Source organism: Xanthomonas sp. WHRI 6106 (genome assembly GCF_040202405.1).
Lineage (GTDB): Bacteria > Pseudomonadota > Gammaproteobacteria > Xanthomonadales > Xanthomonadaceae > Xanthomonas > Xanthomonas cannabis.
The window spans coordinates 56,221-76,791 of the sequence record NZ_JBEGFC010000016.1 but is presented as its reverse complement, the minus strand read 5'-3'; the positions used below and the strand labels follow the sequence as shown (position 1 = coordinate 76,791).

Genomic DNA, 20,571 nt, shown 5'->3' with positions numbered 1-20,571 from the left:
GCCCATGTGCCCCCTGCCTCCGCGCCCGACCGATCTGCCGCGTTTCGGCGAACCGGCCACTGTCTTGCCGACAGTGGAGGATGCGTGGGCAACGCTACCCGCGTTCGCCGTGGAAACGCTGCCGCTCAGCCCAGTCGGCGATGGCGCTGCCACTGGTACGCTGACGTCAGGCGCCATCACGCACGGCCCGGTTACCGCCGGCATGGCCATGCCGGGTGAGCACCCGGACGCCCGCCGCTCACGCCTGTTGGCCGAGGCGCTGGACGGCAGCAGCAGCGCCATCCTGATTTGCGATCTGCAATCGCGGCTGCTGTATGCCAATGACGGCTTCCAGCGCATGTTCGGCTACACCGAAGCCGAACTGGTCGGCCAGCGTCCGTCGGATGTGCTGACCCGTGCGCAAAGCGACCAGAGCGAAGTTGCACGCATCCGCGACCGCGCCGACGCCCTGCAGCATACCCGTGCCGACCTGCTGGTGTACCGCAAGGACGGCACCCCGCTGTGGATTTCGCTCAACTTCAATCCGATCTACGACGCCCGCCACAACCCCTCGCATTATGTCGCGGTGCTGACCGACATCACCGAAACCAAGATGCACGAGGTGCTGCAGCATCGCGTGCTCGAAGCGCTGGTGCAGGAGCGCCCGCTGATCGAAGTGATGACGTTGATCTGCACCGAAGTCGAACGCATTGCACCGGATGTCATTGCGACCGTGATGAGCGCGGACAATCAGGGCTGCCTGCATTCGCTGGCTGCGCCCAGCCTGCCCCCGGAATACGCCGATGCGGTCAACGGCCTGAAGATTGCACCGACCGCCGGTGCCTGCGGCACCGCCGCCTGGCGTGGCCGCGCGGTGATGGTGGAAGACATCGCCACCGACCCGCTGTTTGCGCCGTATCGGCAGACACTGCTCCCGATGGGCCTGCGTGCCTGCTGGAGCACGCCGATCCGCTCCAACAGCGCGCGCGTGCTGGGCACCTTTGCGCTGTACTACCGCAAGCCGCAACGCGCCGACGCCTGGCATGTGCGGCTCACCGAGCTGTGCCAGCAACTGTGCACCCTGGCACTGGAGCGCGAGCAGATCCGCCAGCGCGTGCATCAACTCGCGTTCTATGACGCGCTGACCGGCCTGCCCAACCGCATCATGTTCAGCGCACGCGCCGAGCAGGCGCTGACCCAGGCCGAATATGCCGGCGAGCCGGCCACCTTGATGTTCATCAACATCGACCGCTTCAAACTGATCAACGACAGCCAGGGCCATGCGGCCGGCGATGGCCTGCTGCGCGATACCGCGCTGCGCATCGCCGACCAGCTGGCGGCCACCGCCATGCTGGCGCGTCTGGCCGGCGATGAATTTGCGTTGGCCCTGCCGCAATGCAGTGCCGAACAGGCCAGTGCCGCGGCCGAACGCGTGCTGGGCACCATCGCCGGCCCGCTATCGGTCGGCCACATGACCGTGCATCCGTCGGCGAGCATCGGGGTGGCGATGTTTCCCGAGGACGGCCGCGACATCAACATCCTGCTGCGGCACGCGGATCTGGCGATGAATCGCGCCAAGAAGGAAGGCGGCGGACGCTTTCGTTTCTTCAGTTCCGACATGAATCGCATGGCGCAGGAGCGCGTGGCGCTGGAAGCGGAGCTGCGTCAGGCCATCGGTCGCGGTCAGCTGCAGCTGCATTACCAGCCGCAGATGCATAGCGCCGCACCGCACGCACTGTATGGCGTGGAAGCGTTGCTGCGCTGGAACCACCCGCAGTTGGGCGCGATCTCGCCGGCGCGGTTCCTGCCGGTGGCCGAAGAGCAAGGCATGATGCCGCAGCTCAACGACTGGGTGCTGCGCCGCGCCTGCGAACAGGTGGCCGACTGGCGCCAACGCGGCGTGCCGGTGGCGCGCGTGTCGGTCAATCTGTCGGCCAGCGGCTTCGAAAGCCCGCGCATGCTGCCCGACCTGCTCCGGCTGATGGCAGACACCGGCGTGCAACCGTCCGACCTGACCCTGGAGCTGACCGAGAGCGTGATGCTCTCCGGGCAGTCCGGCGTGCTGGACAACCTGCACGCGATCCGCGAAGCCGGCATCTCGCTGTCGCTGGACGACTTCGGCACCGGCTACTCCAGCCTCAGCCACCTGCATCGCCTGCCGATCGACGAACTCAAGCTGGACATGAGCTTCGTACGCGACATCGAGCACAGCGAAGACGCGCGCGCACTCACCACCTCGGTCCTGCGCATCGGCGAGCACCTGCGCAAGCACGTGGTGGCCGAAGGGGTCGAAAACGAGGCCCAGCGCCTGTTTCTCGCCGACCTGGGTTGCGAGGTGCTGCAAGGCTATCTGTTCTCGCGCCCGTTGCCGGCTGCGGCACTGGAAGCCTGGCTGCGCGCGCAGCCTTAGCGGGTTGCTGCCCGGCGGCTGGCGGTACCCGAGTCGCCCGTCCGCTCATCCGGCGCTGCGCGCCACCTTCTCCCCCATGAAGGAGGACAATGTCCCAATGGGAGAAGGGAGTTAGCCCCTCTCCCATCGGGGCGAGAAGGCACGGCTTGCGCGTCACTGGCGCGCGTGCCTTGGAGCGCCCGCGCCGCAAGTGCGGGCCGGGCCGGGGCGCGGAGCGGGGGTTGGGGTGAGGGTACGGGCTGCATCCCGCACTCACTCAACGACGCAGGCATCACCGCAACGTCCACGCTCAGTGCAACGTACGCTTCAACCACCCCAGCAACTGCGCATTGACGAACGCCGGGTTTTCCAGCGAAGCGATATGCCCGGCATCGGGCACCAGTTCGTAATCGCAACAGATCGCCTCGGCCATCATCCACACCTCTTCCGGCGGGCGTGCCACATCGGCATCGCCGCCGAGCAAGAACGTGCGTGCCGGATCCAGTGCAGACAGCGCGTCCAGGCGATCGGCCCGACCGAAGATCAGCCGCCCGAGCGGCACGATCGAAGCACGCAACTGCTCAACCGAAAGCTGTGCCAGGCGCTGCGCAAATGCAGCCGGCAACGCCGAGGTCAGATCGATCCCCGGACGGAAGAAGATCGGCACGATCGCCTCAATCAGCGCAGGCGTCACCTGCCCCGCCGCCTCGATCGCATCGAGCATGCCGAAGTAACGCGTCCGCGTGGCCTGCGGCTCGGCACCGAGGAAGGTGTCCATCAACACCAGGCTGCGGACACGCTCCGGCGCCAGCAGCGCCAGCTCAGCGCCCCACATGCCGCCAACCGACAACCCCACCACTGCGCACTGCGGCAGCTGCAGCGCATCCAGCAGGCCGAGCATCTGCCGCGCCAGGTCGTCGATGCCCCGGGTCCGGTCGGGCAATCCGCCCGATTGCCCGTGGCCCCAGAGCTCCGGAACGATGACCTGGTAGTGCTGCGACAGGACCTGGATCTGCGGCTCCCACATGGCCGCATCCCAGAGGTAGCTGTGGCCGAGCAGGACCGGGAAGCCCTGACCGTATTGTGCGTAGTGCAATGGTTGACCAGCGATCGTGCAAGTGGGCATGGCATTGAAGGTAAGTGGGGGGAGTGCCGGACACTAGCTCCCCCGACTTCAGATTTTTGTTGCAATGCGCCACTTCAGTCAGCTGCTGGTTGCCTTATCGCCTGTCATCGTGGATGCAACGCGAAGCCAACGCGCAAAAAGCGAAATGCCCGGCAGTGCCGGGCATTTCGTCCTGTCTTGGTCTCGCTCGCCAGGTCAGGCAGCGACCGTCTCGGCCACGCCCTGATACTCCTGGATCTGATCGAAGTTCATGTAGCGGTAGATCTGCTCGCCACTGGTCTTGATCACGCCCACGTCGGCCATGTACTCCTCCTTGGTCGGAATCCGGCCCAGACGCGAGCAGATCGCCGCCAGCTCCGCCGAACCCAGGTACACATTGGTGTTGCGGCCCAGGCGGTTGGGGAAGTTACGCGTGGAGGTGGAGAACACCGTGGCGCCCTCGCGTGCCTGCGCCTGGTTGCCCATGCATAGCGAGCAGCCGGGCATTTCCATGCGTGCGCCGGCCGCGCCGAAGGTGCCGTAATGGCCTTCCTTGGTGAGCTCGGAGGCGTCCATCTTGGTCGGCGGTGCCACCCACAACCGGGTCGGGATATCGCGCTTGCCTTCCAGCAACTTGGCGGCGGCACGGAAGTGACCGATGTTGGTCATGCACGAACCGATGAACACCTCGTCGATCGCCGCACCGGCCACCTCGGACAGTGTCTTGACGTCGTCCGGGTCGTTCGGGCATGCCACGATCGGTTCAACGATATCGGCCAGGTCGATCTCGATGACCGCAGCGTATTCGGCATCGGCATCGGGCTGCAGCAGCTGCGGGTCGGCCAGCCACTCTTCCATCTTCTTGATGCGGCGGCCCAGCGTGCGCGCATCGGCATAGCCTTCGGCAATCATCCAGCGCAGCAGGGTGATGTTGCTGGTCAGGTATTCGATGATCGGCGCCTTGTCCAGGTGCACGGTGCAACCGGCCGCGGAACGCTCGGCCGAGGCGTCGGACAGTTCGAATGCCTGCTCCACCTTCAGGTTCGGCAGCCCTTCGATTTCCAGGATGCGGCCGGAGAAGATGTTCTTCTTGCCCTGCTTGGCCACGGTCAGCAGACCGTCCTTGATTGCATACAGCGGGATCGCGTTGACCAGGTCGCGCAAGGTCACGCCCGGCTGCATCTCACCCTTGAAGCGCACCAGCACGCTCTCGGGCATGTCCAGCGGCATCACACCGGTGGCGGCCGCGAAGGCCACCAGACCGGAGCCGGCCGGGAACGAAATACCGATCGGGAAACGGGTATGCGAGTCGCCGCCGGTGCCCACGGTGTCGGGCAGCAACATGCGGTTGAGCCAGCTGTGGATCACGCCGTCGCCCGGACGCAGCGACACGCCGCCGCGGGTGGAGATGAATTCCGGCAGGGTGTGGTGGGTCTTGACGTCCACCGGCTTCGGGTAGGCCGCGGTGTGGCAGAACGACTGCATCACCAGGTCCGAGGAGAAGCCCAGGCACGCCAGGTCCTTCAGCTCGTCGCGGGTCATCGGGCCGGTGGTGTCCTGCGAGCCCACTGAGGTCATCTTCGGTTCGCAATAGGTGCCCGGGCGCATGCCCTGGCCTTCCGGCAGGCCACAGGCGCGGCCGACCATCTTCTGCGCCAGCGAGAAACCCTTGCCGGTGTCCGGCGGGTCCATCGGCAGGCGGAACAGGTCCGACGCCGGCAGGCCGAGGAATTCGCGCGCCTTGGCGGTGAGGCCACGGCCGACGATCAGCGGGATGCGGCCACCGGCGCGCACTTCGTCGAACAGCACGTCCGACTTCATCGCGAACTCGGCGATCACCTGCCCGTTCTTCAGTGCCTTGCCGTCGTAGGGACGCAGCTCGACCACATCGCCATGTTCCATCTGCGACACGTCCAGCTCGATCGGCAGAGCGCCGGCGTCTTCCATGGTGTTGTAGAAGATCGGCGCGATCTTGCTACCCAGGCACACGCCGCCGAAGCGCTTGTTCGGGATGTACGGAATGTCTTCGCCGGTCCACCACAGCACCGAGTTGGTCGCCGACTTGCGCGAAGAACCGGTACCGACCACGTCGCCCACATAAGCAACCAAGTGGCCCTTGTCCTTGAGGTCGGCAATGGCCTGGATCGGGCCGCGCTTGCCGTCTTCTTCCGGCACGAACGCTGCGCCTTCGCGGGCATTCTTCAGCATCGCCAGTGCGTGCAGCGGGATGTCCGGGCGGGTGGTCGCATCCGGCGCCGGCGACAGGTCGTCGGTGTTGGTTTCGCCAGGCACCTTGAACACGGTGACGGTCATGCTCTGCGGCACTTCCGGCTTGCTGGTGAACCACTCGGCATCGGCCCAGCTCTGCAGCACGGCCTTGGCGTGCGCGTTGCCGGCTTCGGCCTTTTCCTGCACGTCGTGGAAGGCGTCGAACACCAGCAAGGTGTGCTTGAGCGCTTCGGCGGCGGTGGCGCCCAGCTCGGCGTTGTCCAGCAGGTCGATCAGCGGCTGGATGTTGTAGCCGCCCAGCATGGTGCCGAGCAGCTCGGTGGCACGCGTGGGGCTGATCAGCGCCGTTTTTTCGGTGCCGAAGGCGACGGCGGCCAGGTACGAGGCCTTGACCTTGGCGGCGTCGTCGACGCCGGCCGGCACGCGCTGGCTGAGCAGTTCGACCAGGAACTGCTCTTCGCCCGCCGGCGGTGCCTTCAACAGCTCGATGACTTCGGCAGTCTGCTGCGCGGTCAGCGGCAGCGGCGGGATACCGAGCGCAGCGCGCTCTGCAACGTGGTGGCGGTAGGCTTCCAACATGCGGGTTCTCCAAAAGGACAGCAGTGAATGTGTAAAAACGTCAGACGTGGATCAGAAGACGTGGATCAGGCAACGGGTTTGGGCACGGTGATCTTCAAACCCTTGAAGTAGTCGCGGAAAAAGCCCTCGTCGCGGGTAATCAAGCCGTCGCACTGAAGCATCGCGTGGGCGCCGATCAAAAAATCCGCCACCACCCGCTCGCGCTTGCCGCCGCGCGCGCGGAAGCGCTTGTTCATGTGGCCGGCGCGCACCGCCGCCGCTTCCTGGGTGGCCTCGTAACGCACCCCGATCGAGGCCAGGGTCTCCATCAGGTCGACCTGGGTGTCGAGCATGGCCAGCACTTCGGCCACCACCGCATCGCAGACCACCACCTCGTCGCGCGCCAGCGCATCGCCGATGCAGATCTCCGACACCTCGCCGTAGACCGGGTCGCCGATCAAAATATCGAGCAGCACCGAGGAATCCAGGGCGATCATGGGTCGAACGGGTCCCCGGGGGCGCGGCCGCGAATGGCGCGCATGGCCTCGTCGGTGCTGGTCAGGCCATCGACCAGCTTGAACTTACCGCGCACCTTGCGCAGCGCCTCGCTGACGTCCTTGCGCAGGATGATGCGCCCGCCGTCGAGCTCGATCTTCAGCGTGGTGCCCTTGGTCAGGCCCAGGGCGTCGCGCACGGCCTTGGGCAGGGTGATCTGTCCGCGTTCGGCAACGGTGGCTTCCATGAGCATGCTCCAGAAAGTATGCACATATGATACGTACTTGCGATGTCGTACTCAAGCTTGCAGATCGCGCCGGACACACCGTGCGTACACACTGAATCGCTCAGAATATGGTCCTACCTAAAGCCTTAGACGCCATAGGAGTGACGCATGAGCGATTCCTTTTCCACTCGCACCTCGCTTGAGGTCCACGGCAAACGCTACGAGTACTACAGCCTGCCGAAGCTGGGCGAACGCTTCGACATCGGCCACCTGCCCTACTCGATGAAGATCCTGCTGGAGAATCTGCTCCGGCACGAAGACGGTGGCGTGACCGTCGGCAAGGACCATATCGAAGCGGTCGCCAAGTGGGACCCCAAGGCAGAACCCGATATCGAAATCGCCTTCATGCCCGCGCGCGTGGTGCTGCAGGATTTCACCGGCGTGCCCTGCGTGGTCGACCTGGCCGCAATGCGCGACGCGGTGGTCAAGCTGGGCGGCGACGCCGACCAGATCAACCCGCAGATCCCCTCCGAACTGGTCATCGACCACTCGGTGCAGGTGGACGTGTTCGGTAAGCCCGACGCGCTCGACCTCAACGGCAAGATCGAATTCCAGCGCAACCAGGAACGCTACGGCTTCCTGCGCTGGGGTCAGAAGGCCTTCGAGAACTTCAAGGTGGTGCCGCCCAATACCGGCATCGTCCACCAGGTGAACCTGGAAAATCTCGCGCGTGTGGTGATGAGCGCGGACAAGGACGGCACCCGGATCGCCTATCCCGACACCGTGTTCGGCACCGACAGCCACACCACCATGATCAATGGCATCGGCGTGCTGGGCTGGGGCGTGGGCGGTATCGAGGCCGAGGCCGCGATGCTGGGCCAGCCCTCGTCGATGCTGATTCCGCAGGTGGTTGGCTTCAAGCTCAGCGGCAAGCTGCCCGAAGGCGCCACCGCCACCGACCTGGTACTCACCGTTACCCAGATGCTGCGCAAGGCCGGCGTGGTCGGCAAGTTCGTCGAGTTCTACGGCGAAGGCCTGCAGCACCTGCCGCTGGCCGACCGCGCCACCATCGGCAACATGGCACCGGAATACGGCGCCACCTGCGGCATCTTCCCGGTCGACGACGAATCGCTGACCTACCTGCGCCTGTCCGGCCGCAGCGAGGAGCAGATTGCCCTGGTGGAAGCCTATGCCAAGGCGCAAGGCCTGTGGCACGACGCCAACACCCCGCCCGCCCAGTACAGCGCCACGCTGGAGCTGGACATGGCCGAGGTCAAATCGTCGCTGGCCGGCCCCAAGCGCCCGCAGGATCGCGTGCTGCTGGAAGACATGCAGTCCAACTTTCGCGAAAGCCTCAAGCCGTTCGCCGAGGCACGCAGCAAGAAGCTGACCGATCTCAAGCAGGAAGACCGCCTGAAGAACGAAGGCGGCGGTGGAACCGCGGTCGGCGCCAAGGCCGCGCAGGCCGAGCATGCCAGCGACAGCGGCGCCGGCTGGCAGCTGCGCGACGGTTCGGTGGTCATCGCCGCCATCACCTCCTGCACCAACACCTCCAATCCGGCAGTGATGCTGGGCGCCGGCCTGCTCGCGCGTAACGCGGCGGCCAAGGGGCTGAAAGCGCAGCCGTGGGTGAAGACCTCGCTCGGGCCAGGCTCGCGCGTGGTCACCGATTACCTGAGCAAGGCCGGCGTGCTCGCCGATCTGGAAAAACTCGGCTTCTACGTGGTCGGCTATGGCTGCACCACCTGCATCGGCAACTCCGGCCCGCTGCCGGAAGATGTGTCTGCAGCGATCGCCAAGGACGATCTGGTGGTGGCATCGGTGTTGTCGGGCAACCGCAACTTCGAAGGCCGCGTGCATCCCGAGGTCAAGATGAACTACCTCGCTTCGCCCCCGCTGGTAGTGGCCTATGCGATCGCCGGCACCACGGATATCAATCTCACCACCGAGCCGCTGGGCACCGGCAGCGACGGGCAGCCGGTGTACCTGCGCGACATCTGGCCGAGCAACAAGGAAATCGGCGACACCATCGCCGCCACCGTCGGCCCGGAGATGTTCAAGCAGAACTACGCGGACGTGTTCAAGGGCGACACGCGCTGGAATACGATTGCCTCCCCGGATGGTGCCTTGTACGAGTGGGACGCCGCGTCCACCTACATCAAGAACCCGCCCTACTTCGACGGTATGACCATGCAGGTGGGCAACGTGGACGACGTGCACGGCGCACGCATCATGGGCCTGTTCGGCGACTCGATCACCACCGACCACATCTCCCCGGCCGGCAACATCAAGAAGGATTCGCCGGCAGGCCGCTTCCTGCAGGAACGTGGCGTGCAGCCGGCCGACTTCAACAGCTACGGCAGCCGCCGCGGCAACGATGATGTGATGGTGCGCGGCACGTTCGCCAACATCCGCATCAAGAACCTGATGTTTGGCGGCGAAGAAGGCGGGAACACGCTGTACTACTCCGCCGATGGTGGCCAGCCGGAGAAGCTGGCGATCTACGATGCGGCGGTGAAGTACAAGGCCGATGGCGTGCCGCTGGTGGTGCTGGCGGGCAAGGAGTACGGCACCGGCTCCTCGCGCGACTGGGCGGCCAAGGGCACCAACCTGCTCGGGGTCAAGGCAGTGATCGCCGAGAGCTTTGAGCGCATCCATCGCTCCAACCTGGTCGGCATGGGCGTGCTGCCGCTGCAGTTCCTGGAAAACGAAAACGCGCAGACGCTGGGCCTGGATGGTTCGGAAGTGCTGGACATCACCGGCCTGCAGGACGGCGCCAGCCGCCGTGCCACCGTGGATGCGAAAAAGTCCGACGGCAGCGTCAAGCAGTTCCAGGTCAAGGTGCTGCTGCTCACGCCCAAGGAAGTGGAGTACTTCAAGCACGGCGGCCTGCTGCAGTACGTGCTGCGTCAACTGGCTGCGCGCAAGGCGGCGTAACTCCCCTTCCAGCGCGTGTTGCCCTCCGACATTCCCGCCTGCTGGCGGGAATGTCGTGTCTGGGGTTGGCCCGCTCCGGCGTCGGCGCATTCGCGCGCACGGCGACACCTGCTCCCGTTTACTGTAAGTCGCCAGTCATACCCGAACGCGCCGGGGCGCCCGTGCACGGCCCTGCATCGGCATGCAGGCAGCGCTGGGCGTCGGCGCCCACGACACACCCCTTCGCTGACGCCCGCCCAGGCAGCGGACGCGACGCAGGCGCCAACGCGCGATGACGACGGCGGTGGCGGCAACGTGGGGCGTCAAGCCGCACACGCACAGCAGGCTCACCGGCCGGCCGGTGCCCATTGCGCGTGATAGAGCTGCCAGTCGCCGTCCTGCAGGCGCCATCCGGTCGTCACCTGGTAGGTCTGCGCCTGCTCGGGCACCCAGCGCCCATCGCCCCCGGTGACCAGCGCGGTGAAGCTGGCGGTCGCCGTTGTGCCTTGCAGTCGCACGTCCATCGGCCCTAGGGTGAGGCCGATCTTGCGGTTGCCCAGCAACTGCAGCTGCAGCATGCGACGCAGGCCGGCCGTGTCCAGGCCCTGCTCACCCACGAAATCGGCCGCCACTAGCTGCATCGCCTCGCCGACATCGCGTGCCTCGATTGCCGCCTGCATCTGCGCCACGCGTTGCCGAACGCGCTGCTCCGGCGCAGGACGTGCACATCCACAAAGCAGCACGGTCCACGCAAGCACCAGCAGCCACTGCCGCCTGTGAATCCTGCCCTGCATCACGCTTCGCCTTTTCCATTCATGACGGTATGCTGCCAGTTGTTGTCACGCCGTGGAACACACTGCGGCGCGTCGAGAACACCCTGGAGGGGGGCAGATGAATCAGGCACGTCCTTGGTTGCAAAGTTATCCGGCCGGCGTCGCCGCCGAGATCGATCTGGAACAGTTCCGCACGGTCGCCGAGGTGTTTGCGACCTCGGTCAGCCGCTTTGCCGATCGTCCTGCGTATCACAGCTTCGGCAAGACCATCACCTACCGGCAGGCCGATCAGCTGGTCGACCAGTTTGCTGCCTATCTGCTGGGCGAGCTGCAGCTCAAGAAAGGCGACCGCGTCGCCCTGATGATGCCCAACTGCCTGCAGTACCCGATCGCCACCTTCGGCATTCTGCGTGCCGGCCTGACCGTGGTGAACGTCAATCCGCTCTACACACCGCGTGAGTTGAAGCATCAGCTGATCGACTCCGGTGCCAGCGTGCTGGTGGTCATCGACAACTTCGGCACCACCGTGCAGCAGGTCATCGCCGACACGCAGGTCAGGCAGGTGATCACCACCGGCCTGGGCGACATGCTTGGCTTTCCGAAGGGCGCGCTGGTCAACTTCGTCGTCAAGTACGTCAAGAAACTGGTGCCGGAGTACCGCATCAAGGGCGCGATCCGCTTCCGCGAGGCGCTGGCGCTGGGCCGCAAGCACAAGGTGCCGACCCTGCAGATCGAAGCGGACGACATCGCGTTCCTGCAATACACCGGCGGCACCACCGGCGTGGCCAAGGGCGCGATGCTGACCCACCGCAACCTGGTGGCCAACATGCAGCAGGCGCACCAGTGGCTGGCCGGCACCGGCAAGATGGAGGAAGGCAACGAGGTCGTCATCACCGCGCTGCCGCTGTACCACATCTTCGCCTTGACGGCGAACGGCCTGGTCTTCATGAAGATCGGCGGTTGCAATCACCTGATCAGCAATCCGCGCGACATGCCCGGCTTCGTCAAGGAACTGAAGAAGACCCGCTTCACCGCCTTCACCGGCGTCAACACACTGTTCAACGGCCTGCTCAATACGCCCGGCTTCGATCAGGTCGATTTTTCCTCGCTCAAGATGACCCTGGGCGGCGGCATGGCCGTGCAGCGATCGGTGGCCGAACGCTGGAAGAAAGTGACCGGGCTGACCCTGGTCGAGGCCTATGGCCTGACCGAAACCTCACCGGCCGCCTGCATCAACCCGATGGACCTGAAGGACTACAACGGCGCGATCGGCCTGCCGATTCCGTCCACCGATGCCTGCATCAAGGACGACGCCGGCGTGGCGCTGCCGGTCGGCGAGATCGGCGAGTTGTGCATCAAGGGCCCGCAGGTGATGAAGGGCTACTGGAAGAAGCCCGACGAAACCGCCAAGGTGATGGACGACGACGGCTGGCTGCACACCGGCGACATCGCGCGCATGGACGAGCGTGGCTTTGTCTACATCGTCGACCGCAAGAAGGACATGATTCTGGTGTCCGGCTTCAACGTCTACCCGAACGAGATCGAAGACGTGATCGCCACCCTGCCCGGCGTGCTGGAAGTGGCAGCAGTCGGCGTGCCGGATGAAAAATCCGGTGAAATCGTCAAGGCCGTGATCGTGAAGAAGGACCCCGCCCTGACCGCCGAGGACGTGAAGGCGCATTGCCGTGCCAACCTGACCGGCTACAAGCAGCCCAGGGTGATCGAGTTCCGCAAGGAACTGCCGAAAACCAACGTCGGCAAGATCCTGCGCCGCGAACTGCGGGATGCACCCAAGGCATAAAGCGGCAGCACCGTGATCGACCGGGGCGTTCAGCCTCCAGGCACGCCCGCAACGCCGCAAGGCCTTGCGGGCGTTCGCTTTTGCACGCATAGAATCGGATGTCGGCGCACGCTCAGGCGTTCACCCTTTTCTCCGTCCGCAAGGCAGCCGGCCGGACGGTCTTCACGGAGAATCACCATGTCTGCAGTTCAACCCTTCATTCGCACCAATATCGGCTCCACCCTCCGCATCATCGAAGAACCGCAGCGTGACGTGTACTGGATCCATATGCATGCCGACCTGGCCATCAACCCGGGGCGCGCCTGCTTTTCGACGCGCCTGGTCGACGACATCACCGGCTATCAGACCAACCTGGGCCAGCGCCTCACCACCGCCGGCGTGCTCGCGCCGCACGTGGTGCTGGCCTCGGACAGCGACGTGTTCAATCTCGGCGGCGACCTGGCCCTGTTCTGCCAGCTGATTCGCGAAGGCGACCGCGCGCGCCTGCTCGACTACGCGCAGCGCTGCGTGCGCGGCGTGCATGCCTTCCACGTCGGCCTGGGCGCGCGTGCGCACAGCATTGCACTTGTCCAGGGCAATGCGCTGGGCGGGGGCTTCGAAGCGGCGCTGAGCTGCCACACCATCATTGCCGAGGAAGGCGTGATGATGGGGCTGCCCGAAGTGCTGTTCGACCTGTTCCCGGGCATGGGCGCCTATTCCTTCATGTGCCAGCGTGTCAGCGCGCAGCTGGCGCAGAAGATCATGCTCGAAGGCAATCTGTATTCGGCCGAGGAACTGCTCGGCATGGGGCTGGTGGATCGCGTGGTGCCGCGCGGCCAGGGTATCGCCGCGGTGGAACAGGTCATCCGCGAGAGCAAGCGCACCCCGCACGCCTGGGCAGCGATGCAGCAGGTGCGCGAGATGACCACCGCCGTGCCGCTGGAGGAGATGATGCGCATCACCGAGATCTGGGTCGACACGGCGATGCAGCTCGGCGAGAAATCGCTGCGCACGATGGACCGCCTGGTGCGCGCGCAGTCGCGGCGCTCCGGGCTCGACGCGGGCTGATGCGGCGGCGGTCTATTCGCTACTACGGGGGGAGCACTCGTCGTCCTTGACGCCTCGCACGCGTGCGTCGAGTGCATCCTTGCCCGCCGTCAATTGCTCACGCAGCACGGACAGGCGCTGCCGCCATTCGGCCTGCAACTGCCAATCGGCCATGCGCATCAGCTCGCCGCCGTTGGTGGCCACCTGCGCCAGACCCAGGTTGCTGGCAACGCCACGTAGCGCATGCGCGCTCTCGCGCAATTGCTCCCAGTCCGAGCGCGTGCCATCGCGCTCGATCGCAGCCACGCAGTTTTGCGCATCTTCCAGGCATTGCCGTACGAACTGACGTTCGAACTCGTCGCCCATGCCCAATGCCGCCAGCTCGTCCAGCACGCTCGCATCCAGCACGCCTTCGAAACTGGTCGGCAACTGCACCGTGGTGGCCGGGCTCGCCAACGGGCGCGTGCTGACGGCCAGATCGGCCAGGGTGTCGAGCAATTTCGCCGCCACTACCGGTTTGGCCAGGAAGGCGCGTGCACCGGCCTGCTCGCAGCCGCGGATGGCTTCGGGCGTCACGTCGGCGCTGAGCACCACCACCGGCGTGTAGCGCATGCCGCTGGCCTGCATCACCCGCAGTTGCTTGAGCATGTCCAGGCCATTCATGCCCGGCATGTGCAGATCCACGATCACCGCGTCGAAGTCTTCATCGGCCATGGCATCGAGCACCTGCTCGGCACCATTGACGCACAGCACCTTGTGCCCTGCCTTTTCCAGCAGGCGCTGCAGCACCATGCGGTTGGCTTCGTGGTCGTCGGCCACCAGCATGCGCATGCTGCGCACGCGGGCGCGGTGACGCAGGAACGGGTTGGAGAAGGCGATGACGTTGGACGCCTCTAGCTCGTCGGGTACCTCTTCCAGCGCACTGGCCGCCGCACGGCTGGGGGCGGCCCTGGACGGCTCGCCGATCGTCAGCGGCAACTCGAACCAGAACACGCTACCGCTGGGCTTGTTCTCCCTGAACCCGATGCTGCCGCCCATCGCCTCCACCAGGCCCTTGGCAATCGTGGTGCCCAGCCCGGTGCCCTCGTAGCGTCGTGACAAGCCGACGTCGGCCTGCTCGAAGGCCTCGAACAGCCGCGGACGCATGTCCAGCGGTACGCCAATGCCGCTGTCTTCGACTTCGAAACGCAGCCGCACCGACTGCTCGGCACTGCCGGAGAGCCGCGTGACCCGCAGCAGCACGTGCCCGTATTCGGTGAACTTGACCGCATTGCCGACCAGGTTGAGCAGCACTTGGCGCAGATGGCCGGTATCGCCCTTGAGCAGGTCCGGCACGTCGGCGGCCACCTGCATGGCGTAGTCCAGCCCGCGCGTCCTGGCCTGCGGCTGCAGGATCATGCTGACCGAACCGATCAGCTCGCGCAGCGAGAAATCGCGCTGATCGATCCGGATCTTGCCAGCTTCGATCGCCGAGATGTCCAGTACCTCTTCCACCAGCGACAGCAGGCTGCGCGCCGATGCCTGGATGGTGTTGAGGCATTCCTTCTGCTCCGCGTCCAGGCGCGTGGTCGCCAACACTTCGGTCATGCCCGACAACCCGTTGAGGGGGGTGCGGAACTCGTGGCTCATGTTGGCCAGAAAGCGGCTCTTGGCCTGGTTGGCATGGCGCGCCTCGCGCACGGCGCGGGTCATCGCACGCAGCAGCGAGTCGAAATACAGCGGCACCGCGATCAGGCCCAGCCACAGGCCCCAGCTGAGATACGGATTGGCCTTCCAGTACGGCGAGATCAGGATCGCACTGAGAAAGCACAGGCTGCCCATCGCGGTCGCCGCACGCAGATAGTTGCTGCCATAGCGCAGGCCATTACCGATGGTCACCCACATGCACACCGCATACAGTGGCGAGGCCGGCTCGCCCTGGATCGCCATGATGGCGCCGGTGCAGGTGTAGTCCAGCAGCATGCCGATCAGGCGGCGCGTATGCGAGACCTGCGGTCGCAGCAGGATGGCCACCATCAGGCCCAGCGACACCACCAGCTCGCCGACCAGGATCAGCCAGGTGGCCATCAAGGTATCGCCATGGGTGTGCTGATAGCGCCAGCCCAGGTACGAAATGAACAACGTGGTGATGATGATGCGGATCAGGTTTTGTGCGTGTTCCGTATCCGCCCGCCCGGACAGGCGTCGTTTCAACCATGGCAAGGGAGACGTCATAGAAGCCTCAGACGCGCGGTGGCGTCGCTGGTGTGGGAATCCGTTCGTGCGTCGCTGCCGCGTCGCCGATCCTGTGGGGCAACCGCGCAACGCACGCGTCCGCGCCCTCGTGTAACAGACGCAACAATGACATGGGAATGATGACCAGCGCACCCAATAGCGCGATCGCCAGCTCCAGTTGTTGCTGCCAGTACACACTATTGGCAAGTGTCATACCGAAACTGAGCGCACCCATTGCGGTGCCCGTCTGCAGGGCATGGCTGCCAAAGCGCAGGCCATTGCCGATGGTGACCCATAGCAATACCACCGACAGGCAGGCCATCGGCGCGCCGAACCAGGTCATGGCCAGACCGATCAGGCCATAGTCGGCCAGCATGCCGAGCGTGCGGCGCAGATGCGAGCGCCGTGGCCTCACCACTATCCACGCGAAGATCAGCACCGCCCCGGCCTGCCCGACTGCGATCATGCCGAGCAGCAGCTGCAGTTGGTGCCGGGACAATTGCCAGTGCGAGGCGAATGCCAGGGTGTAGGCCAGGATCAGCAGGATCATGACGATGCGCACCATCGCCTGGCCATGCTCGCTGTCGGGACGCCGCGCAAGCCGGTCCCGCAGCTGGCCGAGCACCGCCCTCACCTCACACCCCGGGTCGCGCCGATGCGGTGGAGAATTCCCCGCAAATCTGGTCAAGCTGCGCACGACCGCGCAGCAACGCATCCACGCAGCGCGGATCGAACAGGCGGCCGCGCTGCGCGTACAGATAGGCCAGTGCGGCATCCATCGTCCACGCTTCCTTGTACGGGCGCGGCGACAGCAAGGCGTCGAACACGTCGGCCACCGCCACGATGCGCGCCTCCAGCGGAATCGCTTCGCCGACCAGCCCATCCGGGTAGCCGGTGCCGTCGTAGCGCTCGTGGTGGCGCAGCGCGATCAGGGCGCCGACCTGGATGAAGCGGTTCTGGCTGCCGCTGAGCAGCTCGTAGCCAATCCGCGGGTGGCGCTTCATGATGCTCATCTCGTCGTCGGTGAGCTTGCCCGGCTTGAGCAGCACCGCATCGGGAATGGCGATCTTGCCCATGTCGTGCAGCGGCGCGGCCATCTCGATGATGCGCACTTCTTCTTCCGACAACCCCAGTTGCTCGGCGATCAGGCCGGCAACGTGCGACATGCGCTCCAGGAACGCGCTGGTGCCCGAATCGCGGTACTCGATGGCGCGCGCCAGCCGCGACAAGGTTTCGCGCTCGCGCTCCTCGACCTCGTTCATGCTGGCCAGCAGGCGTTGCTCCAGCGACAGCGCGCGTTGCTTGACGCTTTCGCTCTGCTGGCGCAGCTGCAGCAGGTTGGAACACCGCGCGCGCAATTCGCGCGGGCGGATCGGCTTGACCAGGAAGTCGATCACACCGGCTTCCAGCGCTGCCTGGCGAATCGGCTCGTCGCCGACGATGGTGATCAGGATGATCGGAATGTCGCGATGACTGGGCAGCCGGCGCAGCCGGCGTGCGAACTCCAGACCATCCATGCCCGGCATGCGGTAGTCGAGCAGCAACAGATCCACGCGCCCGGCCTCGCACCATGCCAATGCGTCGAGCGGGTCGCCGAAATCATGGACCTTCAGTTCCGGCGCGATGTCCTCGATGACATGGCGCAGCATCGTCCGCGCAGACAGCTGGTCATCGACAATGACGATGTTCAATCCCAGATCCGCCTTTTCCGCCCAGCTTCCCCATGTATCCGCCGACACGATGCCGTCCGGACTCCCTAAAACATCCTGCATAGCCGTTGCTCCTCTATCCCGAGAACGGAAAAGCGATGACGTCGACCCCTCTGTCGACTCCCCCGAACGTCACGGCGTTCGAGGCTCCGCCCTAGCATATGCAGTATCTGTGCCGTGAGCACGCGCTTGGCACAAAAAAGTCAGGCTTCCGGCCGCATATACGGAAACAGCAGGACGTCACGGATCGAGGTGCTGCCGGTCAGCAGCATCACCAGACGGTCGATACCGATGCCCAGACCACCGGTCGGCGCCATGCCGTACTCCAACGCACGGATGTAATCGGCGTCGAAATGCATGGCTTCGTCGTCGCCGCCGTCCTTGGCCTGCACCTGCGCCTGGAAGCGTGCGGCCTGGTCTTCGGGGTCATTGAGCTCCGAGAAGCCGTTGGCCAGCTCCTTGCCATTGATGAAGAGCTCGAAGCGATCGGTGTACCCCGGCTCGGTGTCGCTGGAACGCGCCAGCGGCGACACCTCGACCGGATGGTCAGTGATGAAGGTCGGCTGCACCAGCGTGTGTTCGACGGTGGCTTCGAAGATCTCCAGCAGCAGCTTGCCCCAGCCGTAGGACGGCTTGACCCGGATCTTCAGCCGCTCGCAATGGCGCAGCAGCGCCTCGCGGTCGGTGCAGTCGGCGGCGCTGATCTCAGGGTTGTGGTGACGAACGGCCTCATCCATGCGCCAGCGCCGGAAAGCCGGCGCCAGATCGATGTCGGCGCCGTCCCAGCTCACCTGGGTGGTCCCCAGCACCGTCTGTGCGGTGTCGCGGATGACCTGCTCGGTCAGATCCATGATCTCGTGGTACGTGGCATAGGCCTCGTAGAGCTCGAGCATGGTGAACTCGGGGTTGTGCCGGGTCGACACGCCTTCGTTGCGGAAGTTGCGGTTGATCTCGTAGACGCGCTCCAGGCCACCGACCACCAGGCGCTTGAGATAAAGCTCCGGGGCCACGCGCAGGTACAAGTCCAGATCCAGCGCGTTGTGGTGGGTGGTGAACGGCTTGGCCGTGGCGCCGCCGGGGATGTAATGCATCATCGGCGTTTCCACTTCCAGGAAGCGGCGCGCGTCCAGCCAGGCGCGCATCGCGCGGATGATCTTGGAGCGCTTGATGAAGACCTCGCGCGCCTCGGGGGTCACGATCAGGTCGACGTAGCGCTGGCGGTAGCGCTGCTCCACGTCAGACAGGCCGTGCCACTTGTCCGGCAGCGGGCGCAGCGACTTGGTCAGCAGGCGCAGCGCGCTGGCCTTGACCGACAGCTCGCCGGTCTTGGTGCGGGTGAGCCCACCCTCCACTGCCACGATGTCGCCCACGTCCCAGCCCTTGAAGGCGGTATAGGCATCGCCGAGCACATTGCCCTGCAGGAACAGCTGCACGCGCCCGGATTCGTCCTGGATCTGCGCAAAGCTGGCCTTGCCCATGACCCGCTTGGCCATCAGGCGGCCGGCCATGCGCACCGTGCGCCCGCTGGCCTCCAGCGCCTCTGCGGTCCAGGTCTGCGCATCGGCGAATTCGGCCTGCAGATCACCGGCGAAGTGTTCGCGCACGAAGTCGTTCGGATAGGCGATGCCCTGGCCGCGCAACGCGCCCAGTTTCGCGCGACGCTCGGCGATGAGGCTGTTCTCGTCGGCGGGGATCTGCGGCGCGGGGGTCTGTTCGGTCATGGCGGGAATCGGTCTGCGATAGGTCGGGCGCGTGCCCGGTGGGGAGTAAGAAGCCGGCAGCGCTGGCTCCTGTTTTTACAGTGCGACGTCGCGCGGGTGTCGCGCGACCCGGACATAGCGCACAGGCCGCCTCGTCATGCCGCGCCGCCGGTAGCTTGATGCCGACGTCGTACCGCGATCAGGCATCCAGGCGTTTGGAACCCGCTGCCAGACCCGCCTTCAGGCTGGCCTCGACGAATTCGTCCAGGTCGCCGTCCAGCACTTTCTGCGTGTCGCTACGCTCGATGCCGGTGCGCAGATCCTTGATGCGGCTCTGATCGAGCACGTAGTTGCGGATCTGGCTGCCCCAGCCGATGTCGGACTTGGTCGCTTCCAGTGCGTCGCGCTCGACATTGCGCTTCTGCACTTCCAGCTCGTACAGCTTGGCGGCCAGCATCTTCATCGCGTTGTCGCGGTTCTGGTGCTGGCTGCGGCCGGTCTGGCAGGCGACCACCGTATTGGTCGGGATGTGCGTGATACGCACGGCCGATTCGGTCTTGTTGACGTGCTGACCACCGGCACCGGAGGAGCGATACACGTCGGTGCGCAGATCGGCCGGGTTGATGTCGATCTCGATGTTGTCGTCCACCTCCGGCGATACGAAGACCGAGGTGAAGCTGGTATGCCGGCGGTTGTCCGAGTCGAACGGCGACTTACGCACCAGCCGGTGCACGCCGATTTCGGTCTTGAGCCAGCCATAGGCGTACTCGCCTTCGATGCGCACGGTGGCCGACTTGATGCCCGCCACTTCACCGCCGGACACTTCCATCAGCTCGGTCTTCCAACCACGCGACTCCGCCCAGCGCAGGTACATGCGCAGCAGGATTTCGGCCCAGTCCTGTGCCTCGGTGCCGCCGGCGCCGGCCTGGATATCGACGAAGGCGTTGGCGCCGTCCATCTGGCCGGAGAACATGCGCTGGAATTCCAGCTTTTCCACGTGCGCCTGGTACTTGTCCAGATCGGCGATCACCGCCACGGCGGTGTCTTCGTCCTGCTCGCTGTCGGCCAGCTCGAGCAGATCGCCGGCATCGGTCAGGCCGGCCAGCACGTCGGCGATGCCGATGACGGTCTTTTCCAGCATGGAGCGCTCACGTCCCAGGGCCTGGGCACGTTCGGCGTCGTTCCATACGTCCGGGCTTTCCAGCTCCCGGCTGACTTCCTCTAGACGCTCTTTCTTGGCGTCGTAGTCAAAGATACCCCCTGAGCGAGAGCACGCGATCGTTGAGATCGGTGATGCGCTGGCGGATCGGATTGGTTTCGATCATGACGGACTTCCGGCAAACAAGCTGGTTAGTTTAGCAAGCGGGCGGCGGCGGCGGAACGCGGTGGCGTCTGCCCGTCCATGCCGCGCAACGGGGACGGCGACGCGCACCTGCCCTCTCGCGCCCGCT

General features: G+C 65.4%; 14 protein-coding genes. 4 read left to right on the top strand and 10 right to left on the bottom strand.

Annotated features, from left to right (window positions below; translation table 11 throughout):
• Positions 1 to 4: 4 nt before the first annotated feature.
• Positions 5 to 2,389, top strand: a complete 2,385-nt coding sequence (locus ABQZ09_RS19070) for a putative bifunctional diguanylate cyclase/phosphodiesterase (RefSeq protein WP_503019456.1) — start codon at positions 5 to 7, stop codon at positions 2,387 to 2,389.
• 289 nt (positions 2,390 to 2,678) lie between these two features.
• Here ABQZ09_RS19070 and ABQZ09_RS19065 read toward each other — a convergent pair whose 3' ends face one another.
• The 4 genes from ABQZ09_RS19065 to ABQZ09_RS19050 all read right to left on the bottom strand — a co-directional run bounded on the left by ABQZ09_RS19065 (position 2,679) and on the right by ABQZ09_RS19050 (position 7,002).
• Positions 2,679 to 3,494: an alpha/beta fold hydrolase gene (locus ABQZ09_RS19065; RefSeq protein WP_349777642.1), complete on the bottom strand. Its 816-nt coding sequence runs from the start codon at positions 3,492 to 3,494 to the stop codon at positions 2,679 to 2,681.
• Between the two features lie 195 nt (positions 3,495 to 3,689).
• The gene (acnB, locus tag ABQZ09_RS19060; RefSeq protein WP_184557482.1) at positions 3,690 to 6,281 is read right to left on the bottom strand and encodes a bifunctional aconitate hydratase 2/2-methylisocitrate dehydratase; all 2,592 of its coding nucleotides are present in this window, start codon (positions 6,279 to 6,281) and stop codon (positions 3,690 to 3,692) included.
• Between the two features lie 65 nt (positions 6,282 to 6,346).
• The gene (locus ABQZ09_RS19055; RefSeq protein ID WP_011259444.1) at positions 6,347 to 6,757 is read right to left on the bottom strand and encodes a type II toxin-antitoxin system VapC family toxin; all 411 of its coding nucleotides are present in this window, start codon (positions 6,755 to 6,757) and stop codon (positions 6,347 to 6,349) included.
• Positions 6,754 to 7,002: an AbrB/MazE/SpoVT family DNA-binding domain-containing protein gene (locus ABQZ09_RS19050; protein WP_016903180.1), complete on the bottom strand. Its 249-nt coding sequence runs from the start codon at positions 7,000 to 7,002 to the stop codon at positions 6,754 to 6,756. The genes ABQZ09_RS19055 and ABQZ09_RS19050 overlap by 4 nt, the downstream gene beginning before the upstream one ends.
• Positions 7,003 to 7,149: 147 nt before the next feature.
• Between ABQZ09_RS19050 and acnA the strand changes: the two genes are divergently transcribed.
• On the top strand, positions 7,150 to 9,918 hold the full coding sequence (acnA, locus tag ABQZ09_RS19045; protein WP_349777641.1) for an aconitate hydratase AcnA: 2,769 nt from the start codon (positions 7,150 to 7,152) through the stop codon (positions 9,916 to 9,918).
• A gap of 326 nt (positions 9,919 to 10,244) precedes the next feature.
• Here the strand turns inward: acnA and ABQZ09_RS19040 are convergent, their stop codons facing one another.
• On the bottom strand, positions 10,245 to 10,691 hold the full coding sequence (locus ABQZ09_RS19040) for a nuclear transport factor 2 family protein (RefSeq protein WP_349777640.1): 447 nt from the start codon (positions 10,689 to 10,691) through the stop codon (positions 10,245 to 10,247).
• 97 nt (positions 10,692 to 10,788) lie between these two features.
• Between ABQZ09_RS19040 and rpfB the strand changes: the two genes are divergently transcribed.
• Both rpfB and rpfF read left to right on the top strand, forming a co-directional pair.
• Positions 10,789 to 12,471: a fatty acyl-CoA ligase RpfB gene (rpfB, locus tag ABQZ09_RS19035; RefSeq protein ID WP_039408135.1), complete on the top strand. Its 1,683-nt coding sequence runs from the start codon at positions 10,789 to 10,791 to the stop codon at positions 12,469 to 12,471.
• 177 nt (positions 12,472 to 12,648) lie between these two features.
• The gene (rpfF, locus tag ABQZ09_RS19030) at positions 12,649 to 13,518 is read left to right on the top strand and encodes a diffusible signal factor synthase RpfF (RefSeq protein WP_039408133.1); all 870 of its coding nucleotides are present in this window, start codon (positions 12,649 to 12,651) and stop codon (positions 13,516 to 13,518) included.
• A gap of 12 nt (positions 13,519 to 13,530) precedes the next feature.
• On the opposite strand, the gene rpfC is transcribed toward rpfF, so the two are convergent.
• From rpfC to prfB, 5 genes are all read right to left on the bottom strand, one after another.
• Positions 13,531 to 15,711 carry a sensor histidine kinase RpfC gene (rpfC, locus tag ABQZ09_RS19025; RefSeq protein WP_039564523.1) on the bottom strand — a complete coding sequence of 727 codons (2,181 nt, stop codon included), beginning with the start codon at positions 15,709 to 15,711 and terminating at the stop codon, positions 13,531 to 13,533.
• Positions 15,712 to 15,718: 7 nt separating this feature from the next.
• Positions 15,719 to 16,336 (bottom strand): RpfH protein, encoded by a 618-nt coding sequence (locus ABQZ09_RS19020; RefSeq protein ID WP_184557470.1) that lies wholly within the window; start codon positions 16,334 to 16,336, stop codon positions 15,719 to 15,721.
• 10 nt (positions 16,337 to 16,346) lie between these two features.
• The gene (gene rpfG / locus ABQZ09_RS19015; protein ID WP_349777639.1) at positions 16,347 to 17,483 is read right to left on the bottom strand and encodes a cyclic di-GMP phosphodiesterase response regulator RpfG; all 1,137 of its coding nucleotides are present in this window, start codon (positions 17,481 to 17,483) and stop codon (positions 16,347 to 16,349) included.
• 140 nt (positions 17,484 to 17,623) lie between these two features.
• Positions 17,624 to 19,141, bottom strand: a complete 1,518-nt coding sequence (gene lysS, locus ABQZ09_RS19010; protein ID WP_179455286.1) for a lysine--tRNA ligase — start codon at positions 19,139 to 19,141, stop codon at positions 17,624 to 17,626.
• A 178-nt stretch (positions 19,142 to 19,319) separates the two neighbouring features.
• A protein-coding gene (gene prfB, locus ABQZ09_RS19005) for a peptide chain release factor 2 (RefSeq protein WP_104581439.1) occupies positions 19,320 to 20,445 on the bottom strand; the annotation gives its coding sequence in 2 pieces (ribosomal slippage) (positions 19,320 to 20,369 and positions 20,371 to 20,445; 1,125 coding nt in all).
• Between the last annotated feature and the right edge of the window lie 126 nt (positions 20,446 to 20,571).